We start from the raw sequence: 26,659 nt of genomic DNA, 5'->3' as shown, positions 1-26,659 counted from the left end.
TTGTACCTGCTTACTGCACGGCAGGCTTATCTTGGCGCTTGTCTATCTCGCCAATCAACCGCTTGGCCAGGGCCGGGTAGTTTTCATCGAAGTGGTGGCCGCCAGGCAACTTGATGACTTCTCCCACGGCGGTCTTGTCAGTGCAGCCGCTTTCGTTGGCCTCTTCGGCACCGTAGATGCACACCACCTTCTCGGCAGGCAGCTTGGCCATTTCCGGACCGGTAGCCGCTTCGGTGCCGGCGTTGCCGAGCCAGCCCTCGACTTCAATCTCGAAGCTGCCGGTGCGGGCGAAGGCGAGCAGGATGATTGTATCGACCCGCTGCTGCTCTGTCGCCGGCAGGCGGTTGTAGATCGCCGGCAGCACATCGGCGCCGAAGGAATAGCCGGCCAGGATGAAGCGCTTGGTGCCCCAGACCTGGCGGTAGTGCTGCATCAGCTCGGTCAGGTCGGCGGCGCTCTGTTCGGGACTTTTGTGCTGCCAGTAGTAGCGCAGGGTGTCGATGCCGACGACCGGATAGCCGACCTTGGCCATTTCATCGGCCACGTCGCGGTCCAGGTCGCGCCAGCCACCATCGCCGGAAAGGAACAAGGTCACGGTATCCCGGGCCTGGCTGGCGGGCACTTCCACCACCGGGATGCTCAGGCCGCCCTTGCCCTTGTCGGCACCTACCAGGATCTTGCGCAGTTCGTTGTTCAGCACCTGCGGCAGGTTGATGTCGTAGTCGCTGATGCTGGTTTCGGCATTGGATTGATCGCGAACGAACCCGGCGCTGGTGTCGTCGGGGTTATCGTTCCATGCGACCAGCCAACGACCGTGGGCGGCGCTCTTGGGCAGCAGGTGCGTGCAGCCGGGCTTTTCCAGGGCCAGGTCCACCGAGACGGCCCGGGCCTTGTCGTCCTTCTGCTCGGCCAGCCAGCGCCAGGCCAGCACGGCGCCGGGGCCGATGCCGCTGACCAGCGTGGCCGGGCCATGCAACTCTCTCAGGCCGGCCTGCAGGGCGCGGCCCTGCAACATGCAGTCCTTGGGCAGGATCACCTGGACTATTTCTGCCGAGCCGCTGCGGCTGAGGGTCGTCAATTGGGTGTCGCTGAGCTTCTGGTCTTCATTGACCGCCACCAGTACCTGGGCACGGGGCTTGGTGCCGGGAACGACGCGGGTCATCGGCACGCCGTCGGCGGGTTCCAGTTGTTCCAGGGTCGGTTGCGGGGCAGGGCGGTTCCAATACCAATAGCCGCCACCGAGAATCACAGCCAGCACCAGCAGGGCGGCCACTACGTATCGCCACGAGCGTTGCATCATCAGCGTTTCACCAATCCAGTCAGGCCGCCTGCAATCAGGGCGGCGGTATCAGCCAGCGCCACCAGCGGATCAAGTCCGGCGGGCACGGCCATGTAGCGAGGTTCCCAGTCAGGCTGGAACTTGTCTTTGAAGCGGCGCAGCCCTTGGAAATTGTAAAGCTGCTCGCCACGGCGAAACACCATCGAACCCAGGCGCTGGGTCAGCGGTGCGCCGCGCCTTGGCTGCAGGCCTGACAATGGGACCATGCCGAGGCTGAAGCGAGCATAGTCGTGGTTTTTGTAATGCTGGATGAGGCCGACCATCATGAATTCCATGGTCAGCTTCGGCGCGTCCGGGTGGGCGCGCATCAGGTCGAGGCTCGCCAGTTCGTGGCTATAGGTCTCCAGCAGGTTGGCGAACGCTACCGGCCGGCCTTCGAAGCGAATCACCGCGATGCGGAAATGCTTGAGGTAATCATCGCTGAAACGCCCGAGGGAGAAGCCTTTTTCGCGCACATTCTTGCCGGTCAGCCAGGCATCGGAAATGACTTTCAGCTCATCCATGGGCGCCTGGCCCGGCTCGTGGATCTCCAGCGACAGGCCGTCGCGGGTGCCGCGATTCCAGGTGTAGCGCAGGTCCTTCATCTCCTTGCCCTTGGCTTCGAGATCGAAGCGCTTGAGGTCGACCCGCGCCTCTTCGCCCAGCTTGATCGCGGTCAGGCCGATGTCCATGTAGTACGGCAGATTCTCGACGCGGACCTGATAGAACACTGGCCGGGCGTGGTAGACGTCGCACAAGTCACGGAACTGCCAGATCATTTCCGCCCGTTGCTGGCTCGGCCCGATCGGATCGTACAGCGCGACAAGACTGCGGCCGCGCCGCGCATACATCAGGAATGCTTCGTCGTTGGGGTGAAAGAGCAGCGCCTTGTCGCCGGTCAGGGCCAAGCCGCCGTCGGGCTGGGAAGAGGCCATGAGAATGGTCTTGGCGCGCTCCAGCTCTTGCGCGGTGGGCGAGTGAATCACCGGCCGCGCGGTGCGCAGCAGCCAGGTCAGCGACACCGCCACCAGTAGCACCGCGGCGCCCAACAGCGAGCGCAGGCTCCGGGGGGCGTCGGCATCCAGGGTGAACTGCCACCACAGTTGATGGCTGTAGGGCACGTCTTGATAGGCAAACAACAGCAGCCAGATCGATGCGCCCAAGACGCAAAGGCTAGCGATCAGGAACAGTGGCGAGAATGGCAACTCGGTGAGGCGGCTCGGGCGATAAAACGAACGCCGGAAGATCGCGAGCAGGGCAGCGGTCAGGGTCAGCAGCGTGGCTTCCTCCCAATCAAAACCCTTGAGCAGCGAGAGCAGGGCGCCTACCAGCAACAATACGGTGGTGAGCATCCAGGCGGCGGACAGGCGACGGCGCAGGCCTTGGGCCAGCAACAGACACAGCACGCCTATCAGGCTGGCGCCAAAGTGCGAGGCGTCCACCAATCGATGAGGAATCAGAAAACCGATGTGCTCCAGGCGCGTGTCGATCTCTGGCGTCACCCCGGAAAACAGCAGCACCACGCCCGAAAGGAATACCAGCACCGCCAGGATCGGGGCGGCGAAACCGGACGCCGCCCGCAGGGACTGGCGCGTCTGGAACAGTCGTTGTGCTTCATTGATCAGCAGAAGCACGCACGCCACCAACATTGGCAGCAGCACGTAGATCAGGCGATACAGCAGCAGGGCGGCGGCCAGCGGGGCGGCCCCGAGTTTATCGGCAAACGCGGCCAGCAGAATCGCTTCGAATACCCCGACCCCGCCCGGCACGTGACTGAGGACGCCGGCGGCCAGCGCGAGCAAGTACACCAGCAGGAACGGGCCGAACGGTGGCGCTTCGGGCAGCAACAGATAGAGCACCGTCGCGGCAGCGGCGACATCCAGCGCAGTGATCACCAACTGCAGGAACGTCAGGCGTCGGCCTGGCAGTCGCAGCGTCCTGCGACCGGCCTTGACCAGCAGACTGTCGCGGTAGGGTTGTTCTGGCAGGCGACGGCGATAGATACCCATCGCCAGCACGCCGGTAAGCAGCAGCACCGCCACGGCGATCGATCCCAGCAATGTAGCTGGAAGATGCAACGCAGCGGATGCCGCAGGCAAGTTGCTCAGCGTCGCCAGCGCGGCCAGCGGTGGTAACGCGCAGCCCAGGGACAAGCTGGCGAACAATGTCATGTGCGCGACATCCGCCGCCCCCAGGCCATGGCGGGCGTACAGGCGATAGCGAACCGAGCCGCCCGACAGCAACGAAAGGCCGATGGCATTGCCAATGGCAAACGCGCTGAACCCGCCCAGGATCAAGGTCTGTGGGGGTAGCTTCACGCCTGCGTAGCGGGTGGCGGACCATTCATAGCCCAGCAGGATGATGAAACCGGCCACGGTCGCGGCGATGGCTCCGAGCAGCGCCGGCCTGGGCACATCGAGGATCGAATCATGCAGGGCGTAGAGGTCGAGTTCGCTCAGCAGATGGCGGCAGGCAATCAAGGCAATTGCAAATAGCAGCACCGTGACAGCGAGGCCAATGGGTTGGCGGTACCGGCTGATCCGCTCCATCCAGCGCAGTCGCTCGGCCTTGATCGGTTGTGTTGCAGTAACAGTGTCTTGTGGGTCAGACGAGTGGGCGCGCATCAATCACCTCTTGAGCTATGCGCGACAGGATGGGGGTATCCAGCCAAGTTACCAATCCCTGCGGCGGAAAATAATTACAAAATATTTGTAATGGAGCTTTTTCGACACACACAAAAAAGGCCACTCTTTCGAGTGGCCTTTCTTGATATTTGGTTGCGGGAGCCGGATTTGAACCGACGACCTTCGGGTTATGAGCCCGACGAGCTACCAGACTGCTCCATCCCGCGTCTGTGTGGCGGCATTCTACAGGCGAACGCCAGAGTGTCAACCGTTAATAGAGAGCCGGGTGAAATAAACCGCTGATTCGCCTAAATGCGCGAAAACAAAAGGAAATTGTCCTACAAGCGTCAGTGAGGGCTACGGGCGGCAGGGGTGTGGTTTGGCAGAGGACGATAAAACAGGCGCGCACAAAAAAGGCCACTCTTTCGAGTAGCCTTTCTTGATGTTTGGTTGCGGGAGCCGGATTTGAACCGACGACCTTCGGGTTATGAGCCCGACGAGCTACCAGGCTGCTCCATCCCGCGTCTGTGAGGCGGCATTTTACAGAGGATCGACAGGCTGTCAACCCCTGTTTGGAAAAACATGTTCCGCTTCAAGTGGTTAGCCCTGGTCAGGGCCTTGTGACAGCGCTGTGACGCACGCCTGGCAAGGGCTGGCGCCCTATTGGCCGGCGCTCGGTGATTGAAAAAATCCATTCATGTAGGGATTTTCCAGTTTCGCTGAAGGATCTTTCAAAGTACTGGTGCTATATACAGATTCGAATGAGATACTGGCGTCCCGATCCAACCCCATGTGCCGCTTTTCTATGACGCAACGCAAAATCATCCACGTCGACTGCGACTGCTTCTATGCCGCTATCGAAATGCGCGATGATCCGCGGCTGGCCGGCAAGCCATTGGCGGTCGGCGGCTCAGCGGACCGCCGTGGCGTGATCGCAACCTGTAACTATGAGGCGCGGGCGTATGGGGTACGCTCGGCCATGTCATCCGGTCATGCGCTGAAACTTTGTCCTGACCTGACCATCGTCAAGCCAAGAATGGATGCCTACCGGGAAGCGTCGAAGGAAATTCACACGATCTTCAGCGATTACACCGACCTGATCGAGCCACTATCGCTCGACGAGGCATATCTGGATGTCTCCGCCAGTGCGCATTTCGGCGGCAGCGCCACGCGTATCGCCCAGGACATCCGCCGGCGTGTGTCCAATCAGCTCCACATCACCGTGTCTGCCGGCGTTGCACCGAACAAGTTTCTCGCCAAGATCGCGAGCGACTGGAAGAAGCCCAACGGTTTGTTCGTCATTACGCCTGACCAAGTGGAAGATTTCGTTTCCGCATTGCCGGTAAACAAGCTCCACGGTGTTGGCAAAGTGACCGCCGACAAACTGAATAGGCTCGGCATCACCGATTGCCTGCACTTGCGTGAGTGGGACAAGCTGGCGCTGGTGCGCGAATTTGGCAGTTTTGGCGAGCGACTCTGGAGCCTTGCCCGTGGGATCGATGAGCGTCTGGTGCACAACGACAGCCGTCGCCAGTCCATCAGTGTGGAAAATACCTACGACGTGGATTTGCCCGATCTGAAGAGCTGTCTCGACAAGTTGCCGGAGCTGATGCAAACCCTCGCAGGGCGCATGGGGCGGATCGACAGCAGTTATCGCCCGGGCAAGCCGTTCGTCAAAGTCAAATTCCATGATTTCACCCAGACCACGTTGGAGCAGGCTGGGGCTGGGCGGGATTTGGGCAGCTATCAATTGCTGCTGACCCAGGCATTCAACCGTGGCGGTAAGCCGGTGCGGTTGTTGGGCATAGGGGTGCGGCTGGAGGATTTGCGGGGCGGGTATGAGCAGTTGGAGTTGTTCGAGCGTTGAGCGCTTGTTGGGGTGAGGGGGCAAGTCCCCTCGCCCAGGCAGGTTCAGCTCGCCCCTGGATCCGCCACCAACCGTCCACCGTCCTTGGTCAGCGCCTTCAGGAACTCGGCCTGCAGTTCCGGATCGTTGCGGGTCAGTTCGATCAGGCTTTGTTCAAGTTCGCTGGCCTCTTCTTCAAGCCCCAGTTCCGACAGGCGTTTGACCCGGTGAACCCACTGGCTCACTTCGTCATCTTCCAGGTCGTCGTAGATCAGTGCATGGGCTTCGACCAGCTTGCTGCGCAGCGTGCTGCTGACGCTCAGGGATGAATCGGTGTGCACCTCGTCCTGGGCATCCGTCACGCTGATCTGCAATTTGCCGAACTGGCTCAGGTCATGCTCGGCGAACGGGCTTTCCAGCAGGTTCAAGCGCAACACACCGTTGCGGTCCGTGCTCATTTCGAACGTCTGGCGAGCGGCCTTCACCTGCACCGGGCGTTCGCTCCAAGGCAGGCTCGAGTGCTCCGTGCGTTTGTCGCGTTGGACTTCATCGATACCCGCCAGGTTCTGTTGCGCCCGGCCGTTGGAGGGTACGTTCATGAACGGGTTCAGGCCGGCGAAGCCGTAGCTGATCCAGTCGCGGGTCGCGGTGTCAGGCAGGGTGCCCAGGGCGAACACATTGACCACGTTCGCGCCGACACCTGCGACCACCGCCACCGCGCCCAGCGGAATCTCGTAGACCTCCCGCCAAGGCTGGTAGGGCGTGTAGCGATCATAGTGCCGGGTGACTTCGAATTCGGTGACTTCGAAAGTCTTCTGCTCATTGATCCGAACCCGACGCTGCGGCAAGTCGAGCACCTTGGGTTCGCCCACATCGATCAGCAGGCTATGGTCGAGCAGCTTGCGCTCGATCCGTTCTTCGTGCTCGTTGCGTTGCGACATCTGGTTGGCGCAGCCGCTGACCAGCAGGGCGCCGCACAGCGCGGCGCCCCCAAGGCCTAAGGTGTTTCGCTTGAACATGACGTCTCTATCTGGTCTCAGCGGCTGATACGGGCCTGAAGGAAGGACAGCACGTCGGCGACCGGCAGTGCTTGCGGCTCGGCTTCGGTGCGGCTCTTGTATTCCAGGTTGCCTTCGGCCAGGCCGCGATCACTGACCACGATCCGGTGCGGGATACCGATCAGTTCCATATCGGCGAACTTGATGCCAGGGCTGGTTTTCTTGTCGCGGTCGTCCAGCAGCACTTCGAAGCCGGCGGCCGTCAGTTCGGCGTAGAGCTTGTCGGTCGCTTCGCGAACTTGTTCGGTTTCATAGCGCAGCGGCACCAGGGCGATCTGGAACGGCGCGAGTGTGTCGCTCCAGATGATCCCGTTCTCGTCGTTGTTCTGTTCGATGGCCGCTGCCACCACGCGGGACACGCCAATGCCGTAGCAGCCCATCTGCAAGGTGACCGGCTTGCCGTTCTCGCCCAGCACTTCGCATTTCATCGCCTTGCTGTACTTGTCGCCCAGCTGGAAGATGTGGCCGACTTCGATACCGCGCTTGATTTCCAGGGTGCCTTTGCCGTCCGGGCTTGGATCGCCAGCCACGACGTTACGCAGGTCCGCAACGGTTGGAACCGGCAGGTCGCGTTCCCAGTTCACGCCGAAGTAGTGTTTGTCATCGATGTTCGCGCCGATGGCGAAGTCGCTCATCAACTCTACCGAGCGGTCGATGATGATCGGCAACGGCAGGTTCAACGGGCCGAGGGAGCCTGCACTGGCGCCAATGGCGTCGCGCAGCTCGGCGTCGGAGGCCATGACCAGTGGGCTGGCGACGCCAGGCTGGTTGGCCGCCTTGATTTCGTTCAGTTCGTGGTCGCCACGGACGATCAGGGCAATCAGCTTGCCTTCTTCTTCCGCGCGCACGATCAAGGTCTTGATGGTGCGTTCGATCGGCAGGTTGTAGCCTTCCACCAATTGGGCAATGGTCTTGGCGTTTGGCGTATCGACCAGGCGCATTTCTTCGGTCGGCGCGGCGCGGAAGGTTTCCCGTGGCACGGCTTCGGCTTTTTCGATGTTCGCGGCGTAGTCGGAGCCGTTGCTGAAGACAATGTCGTCTTCGCCGGACTCGGCCAGTACGTGGAATTCGTGGGAGCCGGCACCGCCGATGGAGCCGTTGTCAGCTTCAACCGGGCGGAATTTCAGGCCCAGGCGGGTGAACACGTTGCAGTACGCCTGGTGCATGCGGTCATAGGTGACCTGCAGCGACGCCAGGTCGGCATGGAACGAGTAGGCATCCTTCATGATGAATTCGCGACCGCGCATCAGGCCGAAGCGCGGACGGATCTCGTCACGGAACTTGGTCTGGATCTGGTACAGGTTGATCGGCAGCTGTTTGTAGCTGCTCAACTCGTTGCGCATCAGGTCGGTGATCACTTCTTCGTGGGTCGGGCCTGCACAGAAGTCGCGACCGTGACGGTCTTTGATGCGCAGCAGCTCAGGGCCGTATTCTTCCCAGCGTCCCGACTCCTGCCACAACTCGGCCGGTTGGGTGCTCGGCATCAACACTTCCAGAGAGCCGGCGGCGTCCATTTCTTCGCGGACGATGGCTTCGACCTTGCGCATGACCCGCAGGCCCATCGGCAGCCAGGTGTACAGGCCCGAGGCGAGTTTGCGGATCATGCCGGCACGCAGCATCAGCTGATGGCTGATCACGACGGCGTCGGAAGGCGTTTCTTTCTGTGTGGCGAGCAAAAATTGACTGGTGCGCATGGTTGGCCGTTGTCGGTTGCTGATGACGAGAAGTGACGCAGCATTGTACGGGCGAGATGCCCTGGCGTACAGGCGCGTGGCCTGTCGCCGGATCGAGGTGCCGGTTTCTTCGGCACCTGATGAGTTTTCCTACGCCTTTGGGGGTTACGACTCTTGGGCGGGCCGGGTCGGCGGCGATTCCGGTTCCGACTCCGATCCGGACGTCGAGCCCTGGCGGCGGTTTTCCTGATACCAGTGCAGCGCGATCAGCAGCAGGGTCGGAACGCCAAGCAGGGCGGTGATCAGGAAAAAGTCGTGGTAGCCGAATTTCTCCACCATGACCCCGGAGTAACCGCCGATCAAGCGCGGCAGCAGGAGCATGATCGAGCTGAGCAGGGCGTATTGGGTGGCCGAAAACTTCAGGTTGGTCAGGCTGGACAGGTACGCGACGAATGCCGAAGTCGCCAGGCCCGAGCTGAAATTGTCCAGGGAGATCGTGACAATCAGCATCTGCAGGTCGGCGCCCATGTCCGTGAGCATCAGGAACAGGATGTTGGTGGCTGCCGAAGATACGCCCCCAATGAACAGGATCGGCAAGATGCCGAATCGCACGATGAGCAGGCCGCCCATGCCGGCGCCCACCAGCGTCATGATCAACCCGAAGATCTTGCTGACGCTGGCGATCTGATCCTTGGTGAACCCTTGGTCGATGTAGAAGACGTTGGCCATGACGCCCATGACCGTGTCGGACATCCGGTAGGTGGCGATCAGTCCGAGCAGCAGCAGTGCCTGCCAGCGGTAGCGCAGGATGAAGTCGTTGACCGGCGTCAGCACGGGTGCCAGGCCACGACGGCCCATCGAGGACAGGCACAGGGCCGTCAGGATGATATAGAGGATGGCGCGCAGGAAGGCCCGATCTTCGAGCAGCAGGTCGAGCAGGCTGACGCCTTCGAACAGCACGCTGGCAAAGTCGGTGTTATAGAGCTGGGTGAACATCGCCGGGACCGACACCAGCAGCACGATCAAGACGAAGACCGACGCCAATTGATGGACGAAGGTATAGCGACCGGCCTGTAGCTGGGTGCGCAGTGGCACGGGTGGCTCGCGCATGAACAGCGAGGTCAGCAGTGCTGGCACCATCAATAGGCCGAACAGCAGGTACGTGCCGGCCCATGCCGAATGCTTGTAGCTGAACCCGGTGGAGCCGAACCCTTCGGCGAAAAACAGCGCACCAGCGGTTGCCAGCAGGGCGGCGATCCGGTAGCCGGACATGTAGCTGGCGGCCAGCGCGGCCTGGCGGGTGTCGTCGACGATTTCCAATCGATAGGCATCGACGGCGATGTCCTGGGTGGCGGAGGCGAAGGCCACTATCACCGCGATTGCGATCAGCCAGGACAGGTGCTTCTGCGGATCGCAGAAGCCCATGCCCACCAAACCCAGGATGACGAGCCCCTGGGAAAGCACTAGCCACGACCGGCGGCGCCCCAGCTTGCCCAGCAATGGCAGGCGCCATTGGTCCAGCAAGGGCGACCAGACCCATTTGAAGGCATATGCCAGGCCGATCAGGCTGGCGTAACCGATGGTCTCGCGCGCCACGCCCGCTTCGCGCAACCAGACCGAGAGCGTGGAGAACACCAGCATGTACGGCAAGCCGGCGGCGAAGCCTAGCAGCAACAGCACGAGCGTCGAAGGACTGGCATAGGCGGCGAGGGCGGCGCGCCAGGTTTTACGGGGCATGGGCTGGAGTCTGCCTCAAAAATTGCGAAAACAAAGCGCGCACTCTAACCGCTGTGCTCTACCGGGCGCCAGCCATGGCGCTGAATATCAACACGATTGTTCAGGATACTGATCCCTTCCGTGCGCAGGCGTGCGCGTTGTTCGTCCCCTGAGGCGGTGCCCGCCGGCAGGCTGATCCGACCACCGGCACCCAGTACGCGATGCCAGGGCAGCTTGGTGTCGTTCGGCAATTGGCTGAGGGTTCGTCCGACCCAGCGCGCGGCGCGGCCCAGGCCGGCCATCTCGGCGAGCTGGCCATAGGTTACGACCTTGCCGGCGGGCACCTGCGCGAGGGTCAGATAAAGCGTGGTGCGGCGGATATGGGCGGCGTTCTCGGTATCCGCAGGAGTGTCAGTCACAAGCACGGTTCCTGAAAGTGTCCGTCTGTAGATTAATTCCTACAGAGCGTGTTGATAAATGAACTCATCATCCATACGCAGGTCAGTCGTTCCTGAGGTGTCATCCTGGGGGATAATGCCGCCTTTTCACCGAAAACTTGAGCCCATTATCGCTTATGTTGTCCAGAACCCTGCTGTGCCTAGCTGTTACGAGCGCCTCCATGCCCTTGCTTGCCGATACCGTCTGGTTGAAGAACGGCGACAAGCTCAGCGGCAAGATCACTGTTTTCGACGGCGGCAAGCTGCTGATCCAGACCGATTACGCCGGCGCGATCCCTATCGACTGGAAACAGGTCAAGACCCTTGAGAGTGACCAGCAGTTGCTGGTCAAGCAGGACGCCTACACTGGCGAAAAGGCCAAGGCGTTGCAGGCGGCCGAGGATGGCAAGGTGACCTTGGCCAACGGTGACGCCCCCAAGACCGTCGAGCTGGCGAGTATCCAACAGATTCTCAAGCCCAAGCCGGTGGTCGAGGATCTGGTCTGGAAAGGCAATATCGACGCCGCATTGGATTATCAGCGCGCGGAGGCCGATACCGATGATTACGATATCGACTTCAAGACTTCGGCGCGCCATGGCAGATGGCGGCACACCGCCGAAGGCGAATACAACCGTGAATTCCAGGACGATGTGGTGTCGGCTGACAATTGGCGGCTGGAATACTCCCTCGACCGGTTCCTGACGGATAAATGGTTCTGGCAAGGTCGCCTGAACTACAAGCGCGACAAGGTCGAAGACCTGGCTCGCCAGCGTGTGGTGGGTACCGGTCCCGGTTATCAGTTCTGGGACGATGAACTGGGGGCATTCTCCCTGGGGTCGCTGCTCAACCGCACCGATTACGAATACCGCGATGGCGGCACGGACAACTTCTATTCCGTGGCGATGAAGTGGGATTACAACCGCTACCTGATCGGCAAGCGGGTCGAGTTGTTCACCAATGGCGAAGTGGGCAAGCCATTGTCCGGCGTAGCCGAGTACGCCTATGACGCCGAGGTCGGGTTGCGCTACAAGGTGACCGACTGGGCATCGCTCAACCTCAAGGCCGAGAAGGATGTGATCGAAGGGACGGAAGACAGCGACCTGAGCAAGACGCGTTATACGGCCGGGTTTGGCGTGACCTGGTGATTCCAGGCTAACCAACGAACTCCTGAGGGAGCGAGCTTGCTCGCTCCCTCAGGTTTTTTTTGCGACTGAAAAACCGACAGGCACAAAAAAGCCCCGCTTTTGAGGGCGGGGCCTTTTACTAAAGCAAGGACAAGTTAGATAACTTGAACTTCTTCAGCTTGCATGCCTTTCTGACCGCGGGTAGCGATGAAAGAAACCTGTTGGCCTTCTTTCAGGCTTTTGAAGCCGTCGGATTGGATAGCTTTGAAGTGAACGAACAGGTCGTCACCGGATTGTGGGGTGATGAAGCCGAAGCCTTTTTCATCGTTGAACCACTTAACGGTACCGGTTTGGCGATTAGACATGGTGTAACTCCTTGAACAAAGATAACTGCGACTCAGGAAGAACCCTGGCCGAGACTGAGTGCAAAGAGCAGGAAAAATTCTTGTAGATGGTTGGATCGAAATTCAACATATCGTGTAGAGATTCTCAGTGACACAAGCAGCACAGTGACGCCACCTTAACCCTTTTTCCGGAACGTGCCAATGGTCTTTGCGAAGGTTTCTCGGTTTTAATGACTGACGGCACGCGCGTTGGCTGCCGGGCCCCGGAAATCAAGGTGGATCGGCGAGATTTGCGTCTCGCACTTTGAACCCGCCCCGCGCCCCGGTAAGATGCCGGACAGTTTTTTTCCACCTCGCTATTTCAGGAAACCGCCATGAGCATCAAATCGGACAAGTGGATTCGCCGCATGGCGCAAGAGCACGGCATGATCGAGCCCTTCGTAGAGCGCCAGATGCGTGGCGAAGGCGCCGACCGGCTGATTTCCTTCGGTGTTTCCAGCTACGGCTACGATGTGCGCTGCGCCGATGAATTCAAGGTGTTCACGAACATCAACTCGGCCACCGTCGACCCGAAGAACTTCGACGAAAAGAGCTTCGTCGACGTCAAGAGCGACGTTTGCATCATTCCACCGAACTCCTTCGCCCTGGCCCGCACCGTCGAGTACTTCCGTATTCCGCGCAACGTGCTGACCATCTGCCTGGGTAAAAGCACCTACGCCCGCTGCGGCATCATCGTCAACGTCACGCCGCTGGAACCGGAGTGGGAAGGCCATGTGACACTGGAATTTTCCAACACAACGACCCTGCCGGCGAAGATCTACGCCAACGAAGGCGTGGCGCAGATGTTGTTCCTCGAGTCCGATGAGGAGTGCGAAGTCTCCTACAAGGATCGTGGCGGCAAATACCAAGGCCAGCGCGGCGTGACATTGCCTCGTACCTGATTCTGACGAGCTGTTGGAATTCCTGGGCGGGCAGGCACTCTATGAAGTGTACTGCCCGTTTTTTTTGCGTCAGCCCGATGGGCCTTCGCTCAGGAGTAGCTCTATGAAGATCGATCCGCGAATCAGTGCCGAACTGGCAAGGCTTGAGCCCAATCAGATCGGCGTCCTGGCCTGGTCACTGCTGGCCCATCCTGCTGAAGCGGCAGGCGGCATTCCGGGTGACCCCGATCCTGACCCCAATCCAACGGATCCCACCGAGCCCGGTGAACCGACGCTTCCCGACGAGCCGCCTCCTGCGCCCGTAGCCTGATCAAGATATGGCCCGTCAGCTGAAGCCAATGTGCTTCAACTGACGGGCCATATTTCGTTGTCGCCGACCACGAATATCTTGCAGTCATTGTCGTGCTCTACTCGATAGCCTCCGGTGAATGCACCGAAAGCCGGCAGGAGGCTGGTGTCGCTGCCTAGGCGAAAACACGGCAGGCGCAGCCGTTGCCTGCCTCTGCCGGCCAGGTGATAGACCGGATGTACGTGGCCGGCCAACACGTGCCGGCTCGCATGCGCCGTCGGCTCGTGTTGCACGGCGAATGGACCCAGCAGCAACGGTTCCGGAACGACCCGGATATTCATTGTCGGCGGCGGATCGCCGGCACGTTTGTCGTGGTTGCCGCGTATGAGCGTGATGGCGAGTTGTTGATGCTTTTCACGCCAGTCGGCCAGTGCCTTCAAGGTGCCAGGGGCATGGGAACCTGGCCCATGAAGAAAATCCCCGAGGAAAATCAACAGTCGGCACGGCAGGCTCGCCAGCAATTTATCCAGCACGGCGATATTGCTCGCCGTCGTGCCGTGGGGCACCGGTTGACCGAGGCTGCGATAGGCAGCGGCCTTGCCGAAGTGCGCGTCGGCCACCATCAAGGTTTCCTGGGCTGGCCAATACAGCGCTTTCTCTGGCAGCAGCCAGAGCTCTTCGCCGGCAAGGTTGACGGGGTAGGGCGCAGGCATCAGGCGTTTCCTTTATCAGCGGTTCGTTCCAGGTCGGTGACCATCCGGCGGATGCGATCGGCGAGCTTTTCCGAACTCATGCTTTCGCGCAATCGCTCTACCAGCAACGGGAAGGCCAGTGGGGTAGGACGCTTGATGAAATGCAGGTCCAGCTTCAACGTATCGAGGCGTTCCAAGGTTTGCTCCAGTCGGCGTATATCCAATTCTTCGCGCAAGACTTCCTCGCCGGCCTGGGCCAGCAGCAGGTTATCGACGTCGTATTGTTTGAACACTTGATAGAACAACCCGCTGGAGGCCTGGACTTGCCGGGTGCTCTTCGGCGCGCCGGGGTAACCGGCGAATACCAGGCCGGCGATCCGGGCGATCTCGCGGAAGCGCCGAAGGGCCAGCTCCCCGGCATTCAGGCTGGCGAGAACGTCGGGCAGCAGGTTGTCGGTACGCAGGAGCGCCGGGTTCAGGTGCGCTGACCAATCCAGTTCGGTGGCGCTGAGCAGTTCCAGGCCGTAGTCATTGACCGCGATGGAAAACGTTACCGGTTGTCGCTGACTGACGCGCCAGGCCAACAGGCTGGCGAGCCCGAGATGAACCTGGCGTCCGGCGAACGGATACAGGAACAGGTGCCAGCCCTCCCGGGACTTGAGTGCTTCGGCCAGCAACGAACCCTGCGTGGGCAGCCCGGACCAGCGCATCTGCGTTGATAAAAGCGGCTGCACCGCTTGCATTTCCGGGCCCTTGAAATGGCCTGCGGCGGCCTCGCTCAGGCGCGCTACAACGGCGGCGGCGAGTTCGCTGGAAAGTGGCATGCGCCCGCCGTTCCAACGTGGCACCGCGGCTTTTTTCGCCTGGCTGCGCCGCACATAAGCCGTCATGTCTTCGACCCGGACCAATTCGAGCAGTCGCCCAGCGAACAGAAAACCGTCGCCGGGGCGCAGCCGCGCGATAAAGCCTTCTTCCACGCTGCCCAGGGTCTTGCCACCTCCGCCTTTGCTCCAGAATTTCAGTTGCAGGCTGGCGTCGCTGACGATGGTGCCGATGCTCATGCGGTGGCGCCGGGCCAGACGGGCGTCAGGTACACGCCAGATACCGTGTTCGTCCGGTTCGACTCGCCGGTAGTCAGGGTAGGCTGTCAATGACAGGCCGCCGTGGCGCACGAACGCCAGGGCCCAGGCCCATTCGGCAGGGTTCAGGTCGCGGTAGGCCCAGGCGCCGCGTACCTCGTCGAATAATTCATCCGGCGTGAAACCGCCGCCCAGGGCCATGCTGACCAGATGCTGGACCAAGACGTCCAAGGGCTTGCGCGGCGATTCGCGGGGCTCGATGCGTCGCTGCGCCACGGCATCCTGCGCGGCGGCGGCCTCGATCAATTCCAAGCTGTGGGTCGGCACCAGGGTTATTCGCGAGGTCCGCCCCGGCGCGTGGCCAGAGCGTCCGGCACGCTGCATCAATCGTGCGACGCCTTTGGCCGAACCGATTTGCAGCACGCGTTCCACCGGCAGGAAATCCACGCCCAGATCCAGACTGGACGTGCATACGACTGCTTTGAGTTGACCGTCCTTGAGAGCCTGCTCCACCCAGTCCCGGGTGTCGCGGGACAACGAGCTGTGATGCAGCGCGATCAGCCCGGCCCAATCCGGACGTGCCTCCAGGATCGCCTGATACCAGATTTCCGACTGTGCCCGGGTGTTGGTGAAGACCAAGCAACTGTTGCTGACATCGATTTCGGCGACGACCTGGGGCAGCATTTTCAAGCCGATGTGCCCGGCCCAGGGGAAACGTTCCAGAGTCGGTGGCAATAGCGTATCGACTTGCAGGGTCTTGGCGTTGGCGCCCTGTACGCTGATCCCGTTGCCTTGCGGGATCAACACCTGTTCGGCGTGGGCCTGGTTGCCCAAGGTCGCGGAGACTCCCCAGACGATCAGCTCGGGATGCCAGCGGCGCAAGCGAGCCAGGGCCAGTTGCAGTTGCACGCCACGTTTGTTGCCGAGCAGTTCGTGCCATTCATCCACCACGACCATGCGCAACGTCGAAACGGCGGTTTGCGCGTCGGCGCGGGCCAGCATCAGGGTCAAGCTCTCCGGCGTGGTGATCAGCGCCGTGGGCAGGCGCCGGCCTTGGCGGGCGCGCTCGCTGGCGCTGGTATCACCGGTACGCAGGCCGACGGTCCAAGGGATTTGCAGCGGCGTGAGCGGTGCTTCGAGGGCTTTGGCAGTGTCGGCGGCCAAGGCGCGCATGGGGGTGATCCACAAGACCGTCAACGGTTCGGCCGGTGGTTTGCGTTTGCGCGGTTTATCCGGCGGTGGCAGTGAACGCGCGAAACGATTGAGGGCGGCGAACCAGACGGCGTAGGTCTTGCCGGCGCCGGTGCTGGCGTGCAAAAGCCCCGACTCGCCACGCTTGACCGCGGCCCACACGTTTTGTTGAAAAGCGAATGGCTTCCAGCCGCGGGCATCAAACCACTGTTTCGCGAAATTGTTGGATGTCGCCATGCCTGCCGCGTGCGCCCTGAAGGTCTTCTTTCAGTGACCACGGCGAGATGCGAAAGGTTTAATGCTTCATCGGCGCAGTAGAACCCCTGTGGCGAGAGGATAAAATCCCCTCGCCACAGAAACAGCACCTGGCCCCTCCATTTTCAGGGGAGGTCGAGGTTTACTTCAGGTTGCCGCTGAGAAACTGCTTGAGCCGCTCGCTCCTGGGGTCGCCCAGCACATCTTCCGGGGCGCCTTCTTCTTCCACCAGGCCTTGGTGCAGGAACAGCACTTGGTTGGACACCTTGCGGGCGAAGCTCATTTCGTGGGTCACCATGATCATGGTCCGGCCCTCTTCGGCCAAGCCCTGGATCACCTTCAGCACCTCGCCCACCAGTTCCGGGTCCAGGGCCGACGTCGGCTCGTCGAACAGCATGACCTCTGGCTCCATTGCCAATGCGCGGGCAATCGCCACGCGTTGTTGCTGGCCGCCTGAGAGGAACGCCGGGTATTGCTCGGCGACGCGTGCCGGCAGGCCGACCTTGTCGAGGTAGCGTCGAGCGCGGTCATCGGCTTCCTGCTTGCTGACGCCCAGCACCCGGCGTGGTGCCATGGTGATGTTTTCCAGCACGGTCATGTGGCTCCACAGGTTGAAGTGCTGGAACACCATCGCCAGGCGTGTGCGGATGCGTTGCAGCTCGTCGGCGTCGGCCACGCGCATGCCATGATGATCCTTGATCATCTGGATCGACTGGCCGTCCAGGCTCATGGCGCCGTCGTTAGGCTGTTCCAGGAAGTTGATGCAGCGCAGGAAGGTGCTTTTGCCCGATCCGCTGGCGCCGATGAGGCTGATGACGTCGCCGGTCTTGGCCTTGAGCGAAACGCCCTTGAGCACTTCATGTTCGCCATAGCTTTTATGCAGGCCTTCAATGGTCAATTTGTACATGGAGCATGCATCCTCAAGGCGAAAGTAGGTAGCCGCTGCGGTAGGCCTCGGTGCCGGCGACATGGGCGATGACCATGCCGGCGGTGGCCATGCGGCGCAGCGAGCGGGCGTACAGGAGCCCGGCGTTACGGCAATGAACGGGTGTGACGGTGTCGTTGACCGGGTCGATGATCTCGGCGATCAGTTGCCCCGCCTCCATGTATTCGCCGGGCAGGGCGCTGTAGACCAGCAGCCCGCCGACCGGCGTCGCCACCGGTTCGACGGCTGCCAACGGCGTGGCCGGGTAGGGCAGGTCGGGCAACGGCACCGGTTCGCCGTCGATGGCACCAAAGTGGATCAAGTATTCGATCAGTGCCTGGCAGTCGAGGCTCGCCAAGCCATGGTTGACGTCTCCCTGGCCACGCAACTCGACAGTGACCGAAAAGCTGCCCAGGGGAATCTCGAATCGCTCGCCAAAACGTTCCTTGAGTTGCCACCAGAGCAGCGTGAAGCATTCGTCGAACGACTGGCCGCCCGAATCGGTCGCCAGCAGGCTGGCTTCGGCACCGATATAACGCGCCAGCGGCTCGACCTTCGGCCAGGCTTCGGGCGTGGTGTAGAGGTGGGCCACGGCTTCGAAATCGCAATGCAGGTCGAGCACCATGTCGGCATCGCAGGCGAGTCGCTGCAGGACCAGGCGCTGGGATTGCAATTGCGTACTGGCGGTCTGCCGATTCAGGGCGTCGCGCAGGCTGGTGCGGATCAGCTGCAGGTTGTGCTGCGGATCGTCGGTCAGCAGACCTTCGATTTCGTTGCCGATCTCTTCGCTCAGGTCGACGAAGCGGCGGTTGAAATTCTGTCCACTCTCCAACTCGTAGCGGCCCAGGGGCACATCCATCAGCACTTGTTCAAGGCCGATGGGGTTGGCGACCGGCACCAGCACGATTTCGTGCCGCAGATGGCCGGATGCCTCGAGTTCGGCCAGGCGCTGCTTGAGGTGCCAGGCCACGAGCATGCCGGGCAGCTCATCGGCGTGCAGGGACGATTGGATATAAATCTTGCCATCGGCTTTTTCCGGGCCGAAGTGAAAGCTGTGGATCTTGCGTGCGGTCCCCGGCAGCGGGGCCAGCAGGTCATGGATCTGGTGGCGCATTTACGTGTATGTCCTGAACGGAAGCCTTAGTGGGTCGGCCCGAGGAAGGCCAGCCAGCGGCGCTCGGCGAGGCGGAAGAGGCCCACCAGTGCAAACGTGACGGTCAGGTAGATCAACGCGGCGATCCCGAACGACTGGAACGTCAGGAACGTGGCCGAGTTGGCATCCCGCGCGACTTTCAACACGTCTGGAACGGTAGCGGTGAACGCCACGGTCGTCGAGTGCAGCATCAGGATCACTTCGTTGCTGTAATACGGCAGCGAGCGACGCAGGGCCGACGGCATGATCACGTAGGCGTAGAGTTTCCAGCCGGTCAGGCCGTAAGCCTTGGCCGCTTCGACTTCGCCATGGTTCATGCTGCGGATCGCCCCGGCGAAAATCTCCGTGGTATAGGCGCAGGTGTTCAAGGCGAAGGCCAGGATCGTGCAGTTCATCGCGTCGCGAAAGAAACTGTCGAGCACCGGTTGGGCGCGCACCGCCTCGATGCTGTAGATGCCGGTGTAGCAGATCAGCAGTTGGATGTAGAGCGGCGTGCCACGGAACAGGTAGGTATAGAACTGCACGGGCCAACGAACGTAGAACTTGGGTGAAACCCGGGCGATGGACAGCGGGATCGATACCACGAAGCCGATCAGCAACGAAGCGCTGAGCAGCCACAGGGTCATCGCCAGGCCGGTGATGTGGACGCCGTCGCTGTAGAGGAACGGTCGCCAGTATTCCTGCAGGAGTTCGATCATCGCACGGCCTCCCGGGCTCCAGCGGCGTAGCGGCGTTCAAGCCAGCGCAGGATGACATTGGATGCGCTGGTGATCAGCAGATAGATCAGCGCCGCGAGCACCAGGAAGTAGAACAGCTGGTAGGTACTCTTGCCCGCGTCCTGGGCCGCCTTGACCAGGTCTGCCAGGCCGATGATCGACACCAGGGCGGTGGCCTTGAGCATCACCATCCAGTTGTTGCCAATGCCCGGCAGGGCAAAGCGCATCATTTGCGGGAACACCACGTAGCGGAAACGCTGGCCACGCTTGAGGCCATAGGCCGTGGCCGCTTCAACCTGCCCGCGGGGCACGGCGAGGATCGCGCCGCGAAAGGTTTCGGTGAAATACGCGCCATAAATGAAGCCCAGGGTGATCACCCCGGCGCCGAATGGGTTGATCTCGATGTACTCCCATTCCATGAAATCAGTAAAGGATGTCAGCCAGGTTTGCAGGCTGTAGAAAATCAGCAGCATCAGCACCAGGTCGGGTACGCCGCGAATCAGCGTGGTGTAGAGCTGGGCTGGAATACGCAGCAGCTTGACGCTGGACAGCTTGGCGCTGGCGCCCAGCAGGCCGAGCAGGACGCTTAACAGCAAGGACAGGGCAGAAAGCTTGATCGTCATCCAGGTGCCTTGCATCAGCAGCGGGCCAAAGCCCTTCAGGCTGAAGGCCGAGAGCCCCAGATTTTGTAGGAGTTGTTCAAACATGGAGGATGCCTTGGGCAGAAAAAAAGTGCCCACCCGAAACCGGATGGGCACCGCGCATTATTTGCCGCTGTACAGATTCAGATCGCCAAAGTGTTTTTTCTGGATTTCGGCGTACTTGCCGTCGTCGTGTAACGCTTTGATACCTTTATCCAAAAGTGCCTTCAGCTCTTTGTTACCTTTCTTGATACCGATAGCCGTCTTGGATGGCAGCAGTTCGCTGTCCACTGGCTTGCTGACTTCGTAGCCTTCGCCTTTTGGCGACTTCAGGAAGCCCAGTTCAGCCTGGAGCATGTCCTGGATCGCGGCATCGAGACGGCCCGAGGTCAGGTCAGCGTAGACCTGGTCCTGGTTCTGGTAGGCCTGGGTCTTGACGCCGGCCTTGTCCAGCACGGCCTTGGCGTAGGCTTCCTGGATGGTGCCTTGCTCGTAGCCGACGGTCTTGCCCTTGAGCGAGGCAACGTCTTCGCTCAGGCCCGAACCTTTCTTGAATACATAAGCCGTTGGGCCGGAGAACAGCTCGCTGGAGAAGTCGATGACCTTTTCCCGGGCCGGGGTCACGGTCATGGAGGAGATCACACCGTCGAATTTATTGGCCTTGAGGCCCGGGATCATGCCGTCGAAATCACTCTCGACCCATCTGCATTTGACCTTCAGTTCTTCGCAGATCGCGTTGCCCAGGTCGATGTCGAACCCTACCAGGCTGCCGTCGGCGGCCTTGGATTCGAACGGGGCGTAGGACGGGTCGACACCAAAACGCAGTTCCTTGTATTCCTTGGCCGTGGCAGCGCCAGCAGCCATGCACAATGCCAGTGCAGAAAGGGTCAGCAGTGCTTTTTTCATTATTGAGTCCCTAAAACCAATTTGAGCGCTTGTGGCGCGTTGGATTGTTACCGGTGAAGGTCTGAACGGTATGACGGCATAAAGGTAGCAATTTCCGAACCATAGTGCCGAACAAGTGTTTTAAAAGCACTGGCGGCAGGAGACGGAACGCGATGGTGCGCGAGGGTGAGCGTACATCAAAAAGCGCACCGGGATGGAGCGTGCTGTTCATTGTCTCCGCGCTTTTGTGGCGAGGGAGCGTTGTTATTTCAGCAGGTCCTGAAGCGATGCCAGGGTGTCGGCTTCTTCGACGGTTTTATCCTGGCGCCAGCGCAACATCCGCGGGAAGCGCACGGCGATGCCGCTCTTGTGGCGCTTGGACAGGGCGATGCCTTCGAAGCCCAGCTCGAACACCAGGGTTGGCGTCACGCTGCTCACCGGGCCGAATTTTTCCACGGTGGTCTTGCGCACGATGCTGTCGACCTGACGCATCTCTGCATCGGTCAGCCCGGAATAGGCCTTGGCGAAAGGCACCAGCGTGCGTTCGCGACTGCCCGGTGGGTTGTCCCACACGGCGAAGGTGTAGTCGCTGTACAGGCTGGCGCGTCGGCCATGGCCGCGTTGGGCGTAGATCAGCACCGCATCGACGCTGAACGGATCGATCTTCCATTTCCACCACACCCCCATGTCCTTGGTCCGACCGACGCCGTACAGCGCGTCGCGCGCCTTGAGCATCATGCCTTCGACGCCGAGGCTGCGGGAGGCTTCGCGCTGGCGGGCGAGGTCGAGCCAGTCCCGGCCGGTCACGACGGGCGACGGCAACAGGACCGGGCTGTGGCAGCGGGCAACCAGTGTTTCCAGCTGTTCGCGACGCTCGGCCTGGGGGCGGCTGCGCCAGTCCTCGCCTTGCCATTCCAGCAAGTCATAGGCCATTACTACCACGGGGGCGTCTTCGAGGATTTTCTTGCCCAGGGTCTTGCGGCCGATGCGTTGTTGCAACAAAGCGAAGGGTTGCACCGCCGGTTGCAGCGGTGCCTGCGGGTCGAAGGCGTCCTCGGTGGCCGCTTGCGGGGCTTTCCAAACCACAATTTCGCCGTCGATCACCGTGCCGTCGGGCAACGCCTGGACCAGTGGGTGCAATTCCGGGAATCGCTCCGTGACCAGGTCCTCGCCGCGAGACCAGACCCACAAGTGGCCATCGCGCTTGATCACCTGGGCGCGGATCCCGTCCCATTTCCATTCCACCTGCCAATCGCTGGCCGGCCCCAGCAGGGCGTCGAATTGCTCCACCGGTTGCGACAAGGCGTGTGCCAGGAAAAACGGATAAGGCTGGCCGCCGCGCTGGGCATGTTCATCATCGGACTCGACGGCGATCAGCTTGAGGTAGCTGGCCGCCGTGGGGCGATGGGACAGATCGGTGTAGCCCACCAATCGTTGGGCCACCCGTTTGCTGTCCAGCCCGGCCATGCTCGCCAGGGCCCGGGTGACCAACAGCTTGGACACGCCGACGCGGAAACTGCCGGTGATGAGCTTGATGCAGAGCATCAGGCTCGGCCGGTCGAGCTGCGCCCACAGCGCCGGAAGCCGTTCAGCCAGGACCTCGGGCGTTTCACCGCGCAGGGGCAGCAGTTTGTCTTCGATCCACAGTGCCAGGCTTTCGTCGGAGCTGTAGGGCGATTCGGGCAGGACCAGGGAAATGGTCTCGGCCAGGTCGCCCACGGCCTGGTAACTTTCCTCGAACAGCCAGAGCGACAACCCGGACACCCAGACCGCCAACTCCCGAAGGATCTTCACCGGTACCAACTGCCGTGGACGGCCACCGGAAAGGAAATACACCGCCCACGCGGCATCTTCCGGCGGAGCCTGGCTGAAATAATCTTGCATGGCGGCAAGCTTGGCGTTGCTGGAGGTGGTGGCGTCCAGTTCAGCGTAGAGCTCGGCGAAGGCCTTCATGAAGCCTCCTCGCCACTGGCGGGCGCCTGGGCAAGGTCTTCTTCGTCGTCGCCGTACTCGGTGGTGAAACCCTGGGCGTCGAGGCCTTGTTCGCAGAGATGGCGCACCAGCACGGCGACCGATCCGTGGGTGACCATGACTCGCTCGGCGCCGGTCTGTTCGATAGCCCAGAGCAGACCGGGCCAATCGGCGTGATCGGAGAGCACGAAGCCGCGATCGACGCCGCGGCGCCGACGGGTACCGCGCAAGCGCATCCAGCCACTGGCGAAGGCGTCGCTGTAATCACCAAAACGACGCATCCAACTGCTGCCACCGGCGGAAGGCGGGGCGATGACCAGCGCCTGGCTCACGATCGGGTCATTCTTTTTGAAATCGCCAGCGTATAGGGTTGGCGGCAGTTGAATGCCTGCTTCGCGATAGACCCGATTCAGCGGCTCCACCGCACCGTGGGCGAGGATCGGCCCGAGGCTGGCATCGATGCCGTGGAGAATCCGCTGGGCCTTGCCGAAGGAATAGCAAAACAAGACGCTGGCCCGGCCGGCGGCGATGTTCCCGCTCCACCACTGGTTGATTTCCTCGAAGACCTGCGCCTGGGGCTGCCAGCGATAGATCGGCAGGCCGAAGGTGGATTCGGTGATGAACGTATGGCATTTCACCGGCTCGAACGGTGCGCAAGTGCCGTCGGGCTCGACTTTGTAGTCCCCCGAGGCGACCCACACTTCGCCCTCGTATTCCAACCTGACCTGGGCCGAGCCCAGCACATGGCCGGCGGGATGAAAGCTCAGGGTCACGCCGTGATGTTGCAAGGGTTCGCCATACGGCAGGGTTTGCAGGTTGATGTCCTGGCCCAGTCGCGAGCGGAGAATGCCTTCGCCGGGTGCCGCGGCCAGGTAGTGCTGGTTGCCGCCACGAGCATGGTCGCCGTGGGCGTGGGTGATGACCGAGCGCTCCACCGGGCGCCACGGGTCGATGTAGAAATCTCCTGGCGGACAGTACAGGCCTTCGGGGCGGGCAATGACAAGATCCATGCGGTCACCGGGGCGATGGGCTTGTCAGGTAGAGGCGGGGGCGGGGGGAGAAGTTCGATCGGGTTGGGGGGGAGTACTGTCGGGAGGTTTTTATTTCAGGCTCACCCAGTCATCGTGGCGAGGGAGCTTGCTCCCGCTCGGCTGCACAGCAGTCGCAAAAAGGGGCCGCTACGCGATCCAGCAAGCTCCCTCGCCACGGTGGTAAATATCCGTCTATTTACCGGGCACCAACGTCAACCGCGTCTTGCCATACCCGCGATCAAAGTTCTGCGGTTGCATTGGCAGGCTTTGATATTGGGCCTTGATCCACGGATCGATGCCATTGAGGTAGTTCGGGCTGGCCGGGTTGCCCGATTGACCGGCGCCGCCCTGGATCGTCAACGGCTCCGGTTGGCTGAAATCGACGATAAAGCGCAGGGCAGGTGCCATGGCCGTATTGAATTCCTGGCCCCAGGCGAACGCGGCGCCATTGAGCGTGGTGCCATCACCGCCGGCCGCCAGCGGGCCGCGTACGACCTGGCCATTGCTGTTTTTCCACTCATAGCGATGCAGTTTGCCCCACTGCCAGGCGCTGCGATCGCTGCCCAATTGGCTCTCGCCTACGGTGATCGCCGCTGCCAGGCTGCGAGCCAGGATCACAGCCTTGTCTTCTTTCTGCGGGGTGCGCACGTCGTCCCAGAAGGGGCTGTCCTCGCGACCGAGCAGGTGATCGGCCTGGGCCGAATAGGACCGTTGGCCGTTTGCCACGAGCGCTTTCCATGCTGGGCTGCTTTCCGGGCCCAGTTCGTCGAGGAACGTCTGTTTCATGCTTTCTTGCAGGAAGAGCTCGTAGATGGCCGCGTCGGTGGACACCGGGCTGAGCCGGCCATCGAACGCCATCAGCCGGGTGTAGGCCTCGCGCGCCTTGGCCCGGTCCGCCACCGGCAAGGCCTCGATCGCCTGTTTCAGGGGCTGGGCCATGCCGGGGGCTTCGAAGACTTTCTTGAGTTTGGCCGCGAAGGTCGTGGTCTGGTCATATTGCATGGCGCTCAGGCTGCGGGCGTCGTGCTTGCCGGCGCCGGCCAGTTCGGCCAGGCGCTCGCCACGCTCCGGCGCCGCCCAGGAGTTGGACAATTGCATGCCGTAGCCATGGGGAATGACCCGCTGGTTGGTAGTGCCGAGCCACCCTTGGGCCGGGTCCTGGTCGTAGGGGTGCAGCATCGGGTCGGCATAACCGTCCCAGTCATAGCGACCCTCCCAGCCGGGCGATGGCAGCAGCCCCTCGCCTTCACGGCGGTTGGGGTAACGACCGGTCACTTGCCAGCCGATATTGCGCGCGTCGGCAAACACCATGTTCACCGCCAGGGCGCGAATCTCCCGGCTGGCATCCGAGGCTTTCTCGACGTTTTGCGAGCGCGACAGATCGAAGAACGCATCCAGGGTCTTGTCGTCGGTGAAGTTCGGCAGTTGCAAGGCCAGCCCCAGGCCGTTGGCCATGGCCGGGCCCTGGGCGCTGTTGAGCAAGGGGCCGTGGCGGGTTTCGTACACCGCTTCACGAATGGACCGCTGACCCTTGATGAAATAGGTTTCATTGCGTACGGTCACCGGCTGCCATTTGCCATTGACTTCGTAGGACAGGCCATTGCCCTGGCGTCGGATTTTTTCCAGGAACAGGTCCTGGTTGTCGCCCAGGACGCTGGTCATGCTCCACGCCACGTGGCCGTTGAAGCCCGCGAGGATCATCGGAATCCCTGCCACGGAAAGCCCGGCCGCCTGGTACTTGGGCGCGCGGATCTGCACTGGGCTCCAGAGCGACGGCACGCCCAGCGGGCCTTGACTGTCGCTGGCCAGCAGGCTTTTGCCGTTGCGGCTGCGTTGCGGGGCGATGGCCCAGTTGCTTGAAAACGCTGCGCCCAACAGGTTCAGGCCGGCCAACTGGGCGCCAGCCTTGCTGATGTCGTCCAGGCCGGGAACCTGGCCATTGAGCCGGACGCCCTGAAGCTTGTCGGCTTCCGCTACGGGCAGCGGCTCATCCGGGTAGGACGGGCTCAGCCAGGCCAGTTTATCGTTGGTGACGGTCTGGGCCAGCACCAGGGTGGCGATTTCTTCCGGCAAGTTGGCCGATTGGCTGAAATTCAGCAGACAGAACAGCAGCGCCGAGTCTTCGGGTTTCCAGTATTCGGGTTTATAGCCGGTGGCCGCCAAGTCTGCCGGCAACTTGTCCCGATAGCGGAACAGGTAGGCGTTGACGCCGCGGGCATAGACTTCAAAGAAACGCTTGAGGCGTGGCGATGACGCCTTGTACAGCTCGTCGGCGCTTTTCTTCAGGTTCACCGCCCGCATGTAACGGTCGATATCCAGTCGTTCGGCACCGGACATTTCCGCCAGCCGGCCTTGGGCAAGCAGGCGCAGGGTCGCCATCTGCGTGATCCGATCGCTGGCGTGGACATAGCCGAGGGCGAACAGGGCGTCGTGGAAACTGTTGCTTTCGATCAGCGGCATGCCCATGGCGTTGCGCCGGACCGAGACATTCTGCGCCAGCCCCTTGAGCGGTTGCACGCCGATGGTGGGCGGGACAGTGTCCTGGGTGTTCCAGGCTTGGCAACCGCTCAAGCCGAGCACGCTGGCCACTGCTGCGGCAACGCCGAGCTTGGGAATGAAAGAAATAGAGGCTGGCGAGGCCATGGCAAAGCTCCTGCGGGAGGGGGTGGCACCAATAAAGGCGCTACGTTAGTGAGCAGGAGAAGGGCGCGCAAGCGGGTGGTGGGTTATTTATCGATTTGCCGATGAAA

At 61.6% G+C, this 26,659-nt stretch carries 21 protein-coding genes and 2 tRNA genes; 4 read left to right on the top strand and 19 right to left on the bottom strand.

Going from position 1 to position 26,659, the window contains the following annotated elements; translation table 11 throughout:
* Positions 1-10: 10 nt before the first annotated feature.
* The 4 genes from JZ00_RS28365 to JZ00_RS28350 all read right to left on the bottom strand — a co-directional run bounded on the left by JZ00_RS28365 (position 11) and on the right by JZ00_RS28350 (position 4,466).
* Complete coding sequence (locus tag JZ00_RS28365) at positions 11-1,300, bottom strand: virulence factor family protein (protein ID WP_039594508.1); 1,290 nt, start codon at positions 1,298-1,300, stop codon at positions 11-13.
* Positions 1,300-3,867: a bifunctional lysylphosphatidylglycerol flippase/synthetase MprF gene (gene mprF / locus JZ00_RS28360; protein ID WP_411829983.1), complete on the bottom strand. Its 2,568-nt coding sequence runs from the start codon at positions 3,865-3,867 to the stop codon at positions 1,300-1,302. The genes JZ00_RS28365 and mprF overlap by 1 nt, the downstream gene beginning before the upstream one ends.
* Positions 3,868-4,092: 225 nt before the next feature.
* A tRNA-Met gene (locus tag JZ00_RS28355) sits at positions 4,093-4,169 on the bottom strand.
* 220 nt (positions 4,170-4,389) lie between these two features.
* Positions 4,390-4,466 (bottom strand) — tRNA-Met (locus JZ00_RS28350).
* 281 nt (positions 4,467-4,747) lie between these two features.
* On the opposite strand from JZ00_RS28350, the gene dinB reads away from it, so the two are divergent.
* Positions 4,748-5,809, top strand: a complete 1,062-nt coding sequence (dinB, locus tag JZ00_RS28345) for a DNA polymerase IV (RefSeq protein WP_039594506.1) — start codon at positions 4,748-4,750, stop codon at positions 5,807-5,809.
* A 44-nt stretch (positions 5,810-5,853) separates the two neighbouring features.
* On the opposite strand, the gene JZ00_RS28340 is transcribed toward dinB, so the two are convergent.
* The 4 genes from JZ00_RS28340 to JZ00_RS28325 all read right to left on the bottom strand — a co-directional run bounded on the left by JZ00_RS28340 (position 5,854) and on the right by JZ00_RS28325 (position 10,660).
* Positions 5,854-6,807 carry a hypothetical protein gene (locus tag JZ00_RS28340; protein WP_039594505.1) on the bottom strand — a complete coding sequence of 318 codons (954 nt, stop codon included), beginning with the start codon at positions 6,805-6,807 and terminating at the stop codon, positions 5,854-5,856.
* Between the two features lie 17 nt (positions 6,808-6,824).
* A complete protein-coding gene (locus JZ00_RS28335; protein ID WP_039594504.1) occupies positions 6,825-8,540 on the bottom strand; it encodes a proline--tRNA ligase in 1,716 nt (571 codons plus the stop codon).
* A 144-nt stretch (positions 8,541-8,684) separates the two neighbouring features.
* Complete coding sequence (locus tag JZ00_RS28330; protein ID WP_039594503.1) at positions 8,685-10,256, bottom strand: AmpG family muropeptide MFS transporter; 1,572 nt, start codon at positions 10,254-10,256, stop codon at positions 8,685-8,687.
* Positions 10,257-10,300: 44 nt separating this feature from the next.
* Positions 10,301-10,660, bottom strand: a complete 360-nt coding sequence (locus JZ00_RS28325) for an MGMT family protein (RefSeq protein WP_411829912.1) — start codon at positions 10,658-10,660, stop codon at positions 10,301-10,303.
* 149 nt (positions 10,661-10,809) lie between these two features.
* Between JZ00_RS28325 and JZ00_RS28320 the strand changes: the two genes are divergently transcribed.
* Positions 10,810-11,817, top strand: coding sequence for a DUF481 domain-containing protein (locus tag JZ00_RS28320; protein ID WP_039594501.1), 1,008 nt, complete (start codon positions 10,810-10,812; stop codon positions 11,815-11,817).
* Between the two features lie 134 nt (positions 11,818-11,951).
* On the opposite strand, the gene JZ00_RS28315 is transcribed toward JZ00_RS28320, so the two are convergent.
* A complete protein-coding gene (locus JZ00_RS28315) occupies positions 11,952-12,161 on the bottom strand; it encodes a cold-shock protein (RefSeq protein WP_002554837.1) in 210 nt (69 codons plus the stop codon).
* A 353-nt stretch (positions 12,162-12,514) separates the two neighbouring features.
* Between JZ00_RS28315 and dcd the strand changes: the two genes are divergently transcribed.
* Positions 12,515-13,081: a dCTP deaminase gene (gene dcd / locus JZ00_RS28310; RefSeq protein WP_003184751.1), complete on the top strand. Its 567-nt coding sequence runs from the start codon at positions 12,515-12,517 to the stop codon at positions 13,079-13,081.
* Positions 13,082-13,184: 103 nt separating this feature from the next.
* Positions 13,185-13,391 carry a hypothetical protein gene (locus tag JZ00_RS28305; RefSeq protein ID WP_039594500.1) on the top strand — a complete coding sequence of 69 codons (207 nt, stop codon included), beginning with the start codon at positions 13,185-13,187 and terminating at the stop codon, positions 13,389-13,391.
* A 35-nt stretch (positions 13,392-13,426) separates the two neighbouring features.
* Here JZ00_RS28305 and pdeM read toward each other — a convergent pair whose 3' ends face one another.
* The 10 genes from pdeM to JZ00_RS28255 form a co-directional block, all read right to left on the bottom strand.
* Positions 13,427-14,083 (bottom strand): ligase-associated DNA damage response endonuclease PdeM, encoded by a 657-nt coding sequence (gene pdeM, locus JZ00_RS28300; RefSeq protein ID WP_039594499.1) that lies wholly within the window; start codon positions 14,081-14,083, stop codon positions 13,427-13,429.
* Entirely contained in the window at positions 14,083-16,569 is a 2,487-nt protein-coding gene (locus tag JZ00_RS28295; protein WP_039594498.1) for a ligase-associated DNA damage response DEXH box helicase, read from the bottom strand. The genes pdeM and JZ00_RS28295 overlap by 1 nt, the downstream gene beginning before the upstream one ends.
* A gap of 160 nt (positions 16,570-16,729) precedes the next feature.
* Positions 16,730-17,494, bottom strand: coding sequence for an ABC transporter ATP-binding protein (locus tag JZ00_RS28290; RefSeq protein WP_039594497.1), 765 nt, complete (start codon positions 17,492-17,494; stop codon positions 16,730-16,732).
* A 13-nt stretch (positions 17,495-17,507) separates the two neighbouring features.
* Entirely contained in the window at positions 17,508-18,626 is a 1,119-nt protein-coding gene (locus tag JZ00_RS28285) for a succinylglutamate desuccinylase/aspartoacylase family protein (RefSeq protein ID WP_039594496.1), read from the bottom strand.
* A 26-nt stretch (positions 18,627-18,652) separates the two neighbouring features.
* The gene (locus tag JZ00_RS28280) at positions 18,653-19,363 is read right to left on the bottom strand and encodes an ABC transporter permease (protein WP_039594495.1); all 711 of its coding nucleotides are present in this window, start codon (positions 19,361-19,363) and stop codon (positions 18,653-18,655) included.
* Complete coding sequence (locus tag JZ00_RS28275) at positions 19,360-20,088, bottom strand: ABC transporter permease (RefSeq protein WP_039594494.1); 729 nt, start codon at positions 20,086-20,088, stop codon at positions 19,360-19,362. The genes JZ00_RS28280 and JZ00_RS28275 overlap by 4 nt, the downstream gene beginning before the upstream one ends.
* Positions 20,089-20,145: 57 nt before the next feature.
* A complete protein-coding gene (locus tag JZ00_RS28270) occupies positions 20,146-20,928 on the bottom strand; it encodes a transporter substrate-binding domain-containing protein (protein WP_039594493.1) in 783 nt (260 codons plus the stop codon).
* Positions 20,929-21,171: 243 nt separating this feature from the next.
* A complete protein-coding gene (locus JZ00_RS28265) occupies positions 21,172-22,860 on the bottom strand; it encodes an ATP-dependent DNA ligase (protein WP_039594492.1) in 1,689 nt (562 codons plus the stop codon).
* Positions 22,857-23,888: a ligase-associated DNA damage response exonuclease gene (locus JZ00_RS28260; protein WP_039594491.1), complete on the bottom strand. Its 1,032-nt coding sequence runs from the start codon at positions 23,886-23,888 to the stop codon at positions 22,857-22,859. Before JZ00_RS28260 ends, JZ00_RS28265 begins: the two co-directional genes overlap by 4 nt.
* Before the next feature lie 213 nt (positions 23,889-24,101).
* Entirely contained in the window at positions 24,102-26,552 is a 2,451-nt protein-coding gene (locus tag JZ00_RS28255) for a penicillin acylase family protein (protein WP_039594490.1), read from the bottom strand.
* Between the last annotated feature and the right edge of the window lie 107 nt (positions 26,553-26,659).

The sequence above is a fragment of the Pseudomonas frederiksbergensis genome (assembly GCF_000802155.2).
Classification (GTDB): domain Bacteria; phylum Pseudomonadota; class Gammaproteobacteria; order Pseudomonadales; family Pseudomonadaceae; genus Aquipseudomonas; species Aquipseudomonas frederiksbergensis_A.
This window is presented reverse-complemented; position numbering and strand designations above follow the sequence as displayed.

Coding starts and splice junctions, on each gene's coding strand:
- JZ00_RS28365 (WP_039594508.1), bottom strand. CDS start 1,300: ATGATGCAACGCTCGTGGCGATACGTAGTGGCCGCCCTGCTGGTGCTG.
- mprF (WP_411829983.1), bottom strand. CDS start 3,867: ATGGAGCGGATCAGCCGGTACCGCCAACCCATTGGCCTCGCTGTCACG.
- dinB (WP_039594506.1), top strand. CDS start 4,748: ATGACGCAACGCAAAATCATCCACGTCGACTGCGACTGCTTCTATGCC.
- JZ00_RS28340 (WP_039594505.1), bottom strand. CDS start 6,807: ATGTTCAAGCGAAACACCTTAGGCCTTGGGGGCGCCGCGCTGTGCGGC.
- JZ00_RS28335 (WP_039594504.1), bottom strand. CDS start 8,540: ATGCGCACCAGTCAATTTTTGCTCGCCACACAGAAAGAAACGCCTTCC.
- JZ00_RS28330 (WP_039594503.1), bottom strand. CDS start 10,256: ATGCCCCGTAAAACCTGGCGCGCCGCCCTCGCCGCCTATGCCAGTCCT.
- JZ00_RS28320 (WP_039594501.1), top strand. CDS start 10,810: ATGTTGTCCAGAACCCTGCTGTGCCTAGCTGTTACGAGCGCCTCCATG.
- JZ00_RS28315 (WP_002554837.1), bottom strand. CDS start 12,161: ATGTCTAATCGCCAAACCGGTACCGTTAAGTGGTTCAACGATGAAAAA.
- dcd (WP_003184751.1), top strand. CDS start 12,515: ATGAGCATCAAATCGGACAAGTGGATTCGCCGCATGGCGCAAGAGCAC.
- JZ00_RS28305 (WP_039594500.1), top strand. CDS start 13,185: ATGAAGATCGATCCGCGAATCAGTGCCGAACTGGCAAGGCTTGAGCCC.
- pdeM (WP_039594499.1), bottom strand. CDS start 14,083: ATGCCTGCGCCCTACCCCGTCAACCTTGCCGGCGAAGAGCTCTGGCTG.
- JZ00_RS28295 (WP_039594498.1), bottom strand. CDS start 16,569: ATGGCGACATCCAACAATTTCGCGAAACAGTGGTTTGATGCCCGCGGC.
- JZ00_RS28290 (WP_039594497.1), bottom strand. CDS start 17,494: ATGTACAAATTGACCATTGAAGGCCTGCATAAAAGCTATGGCGAACAT.
- JZ00_RS28285 (WP_039594496.1), bottom strand. CDS start 18,626: ATGCGCCACCAGATCCATGACCTGCTGGCCCCGCTGCCGGGGACCGCA.
- JZ00_RS28280 (WP_039594495.1), bottom strand. CDS start 19,363: ATGATCGAACTCCTGCAGGAATACTGGCGACCGTTCCTCTACAGCGAC.
- JZ00_RS28275 (WP_039594494.1), bottom strand. CDS start 20,088: ATGTTTGAACAACTCCTACAAAATCTGGGGCTCTCGGCCTTCAGCCTG.
- JZ00_RS28270 (WP_039594493.1), bottom strand. CDS start 20,928: ATGAAAAAAGCACTGCTGACCCTTTCTGCACTGGCATTGTGCATGGCT.
- JZ00_RS28265 (WP_039594492.1), bottom strand. CDS start 22,860: ATGAAGGCCTTCGCCGAGCTCTACGCTGAACTGGACGCCACCACCTCC.
- JZ00_RS28260 (WP_039594491.1), bottom strand. CDS start 23,888: ATGGATCTTGTCATTGCCCGCCCCGAAGGCCTGTACTGTCCGCCAGGA.
- JZ00_RS28255 (WP_039594490.1), bottom strand. CDS start 26,552: ATGGCCTCGCCAGCCTCTATTTCTTTCATTCCCAAGCTCGGCGTTGCC.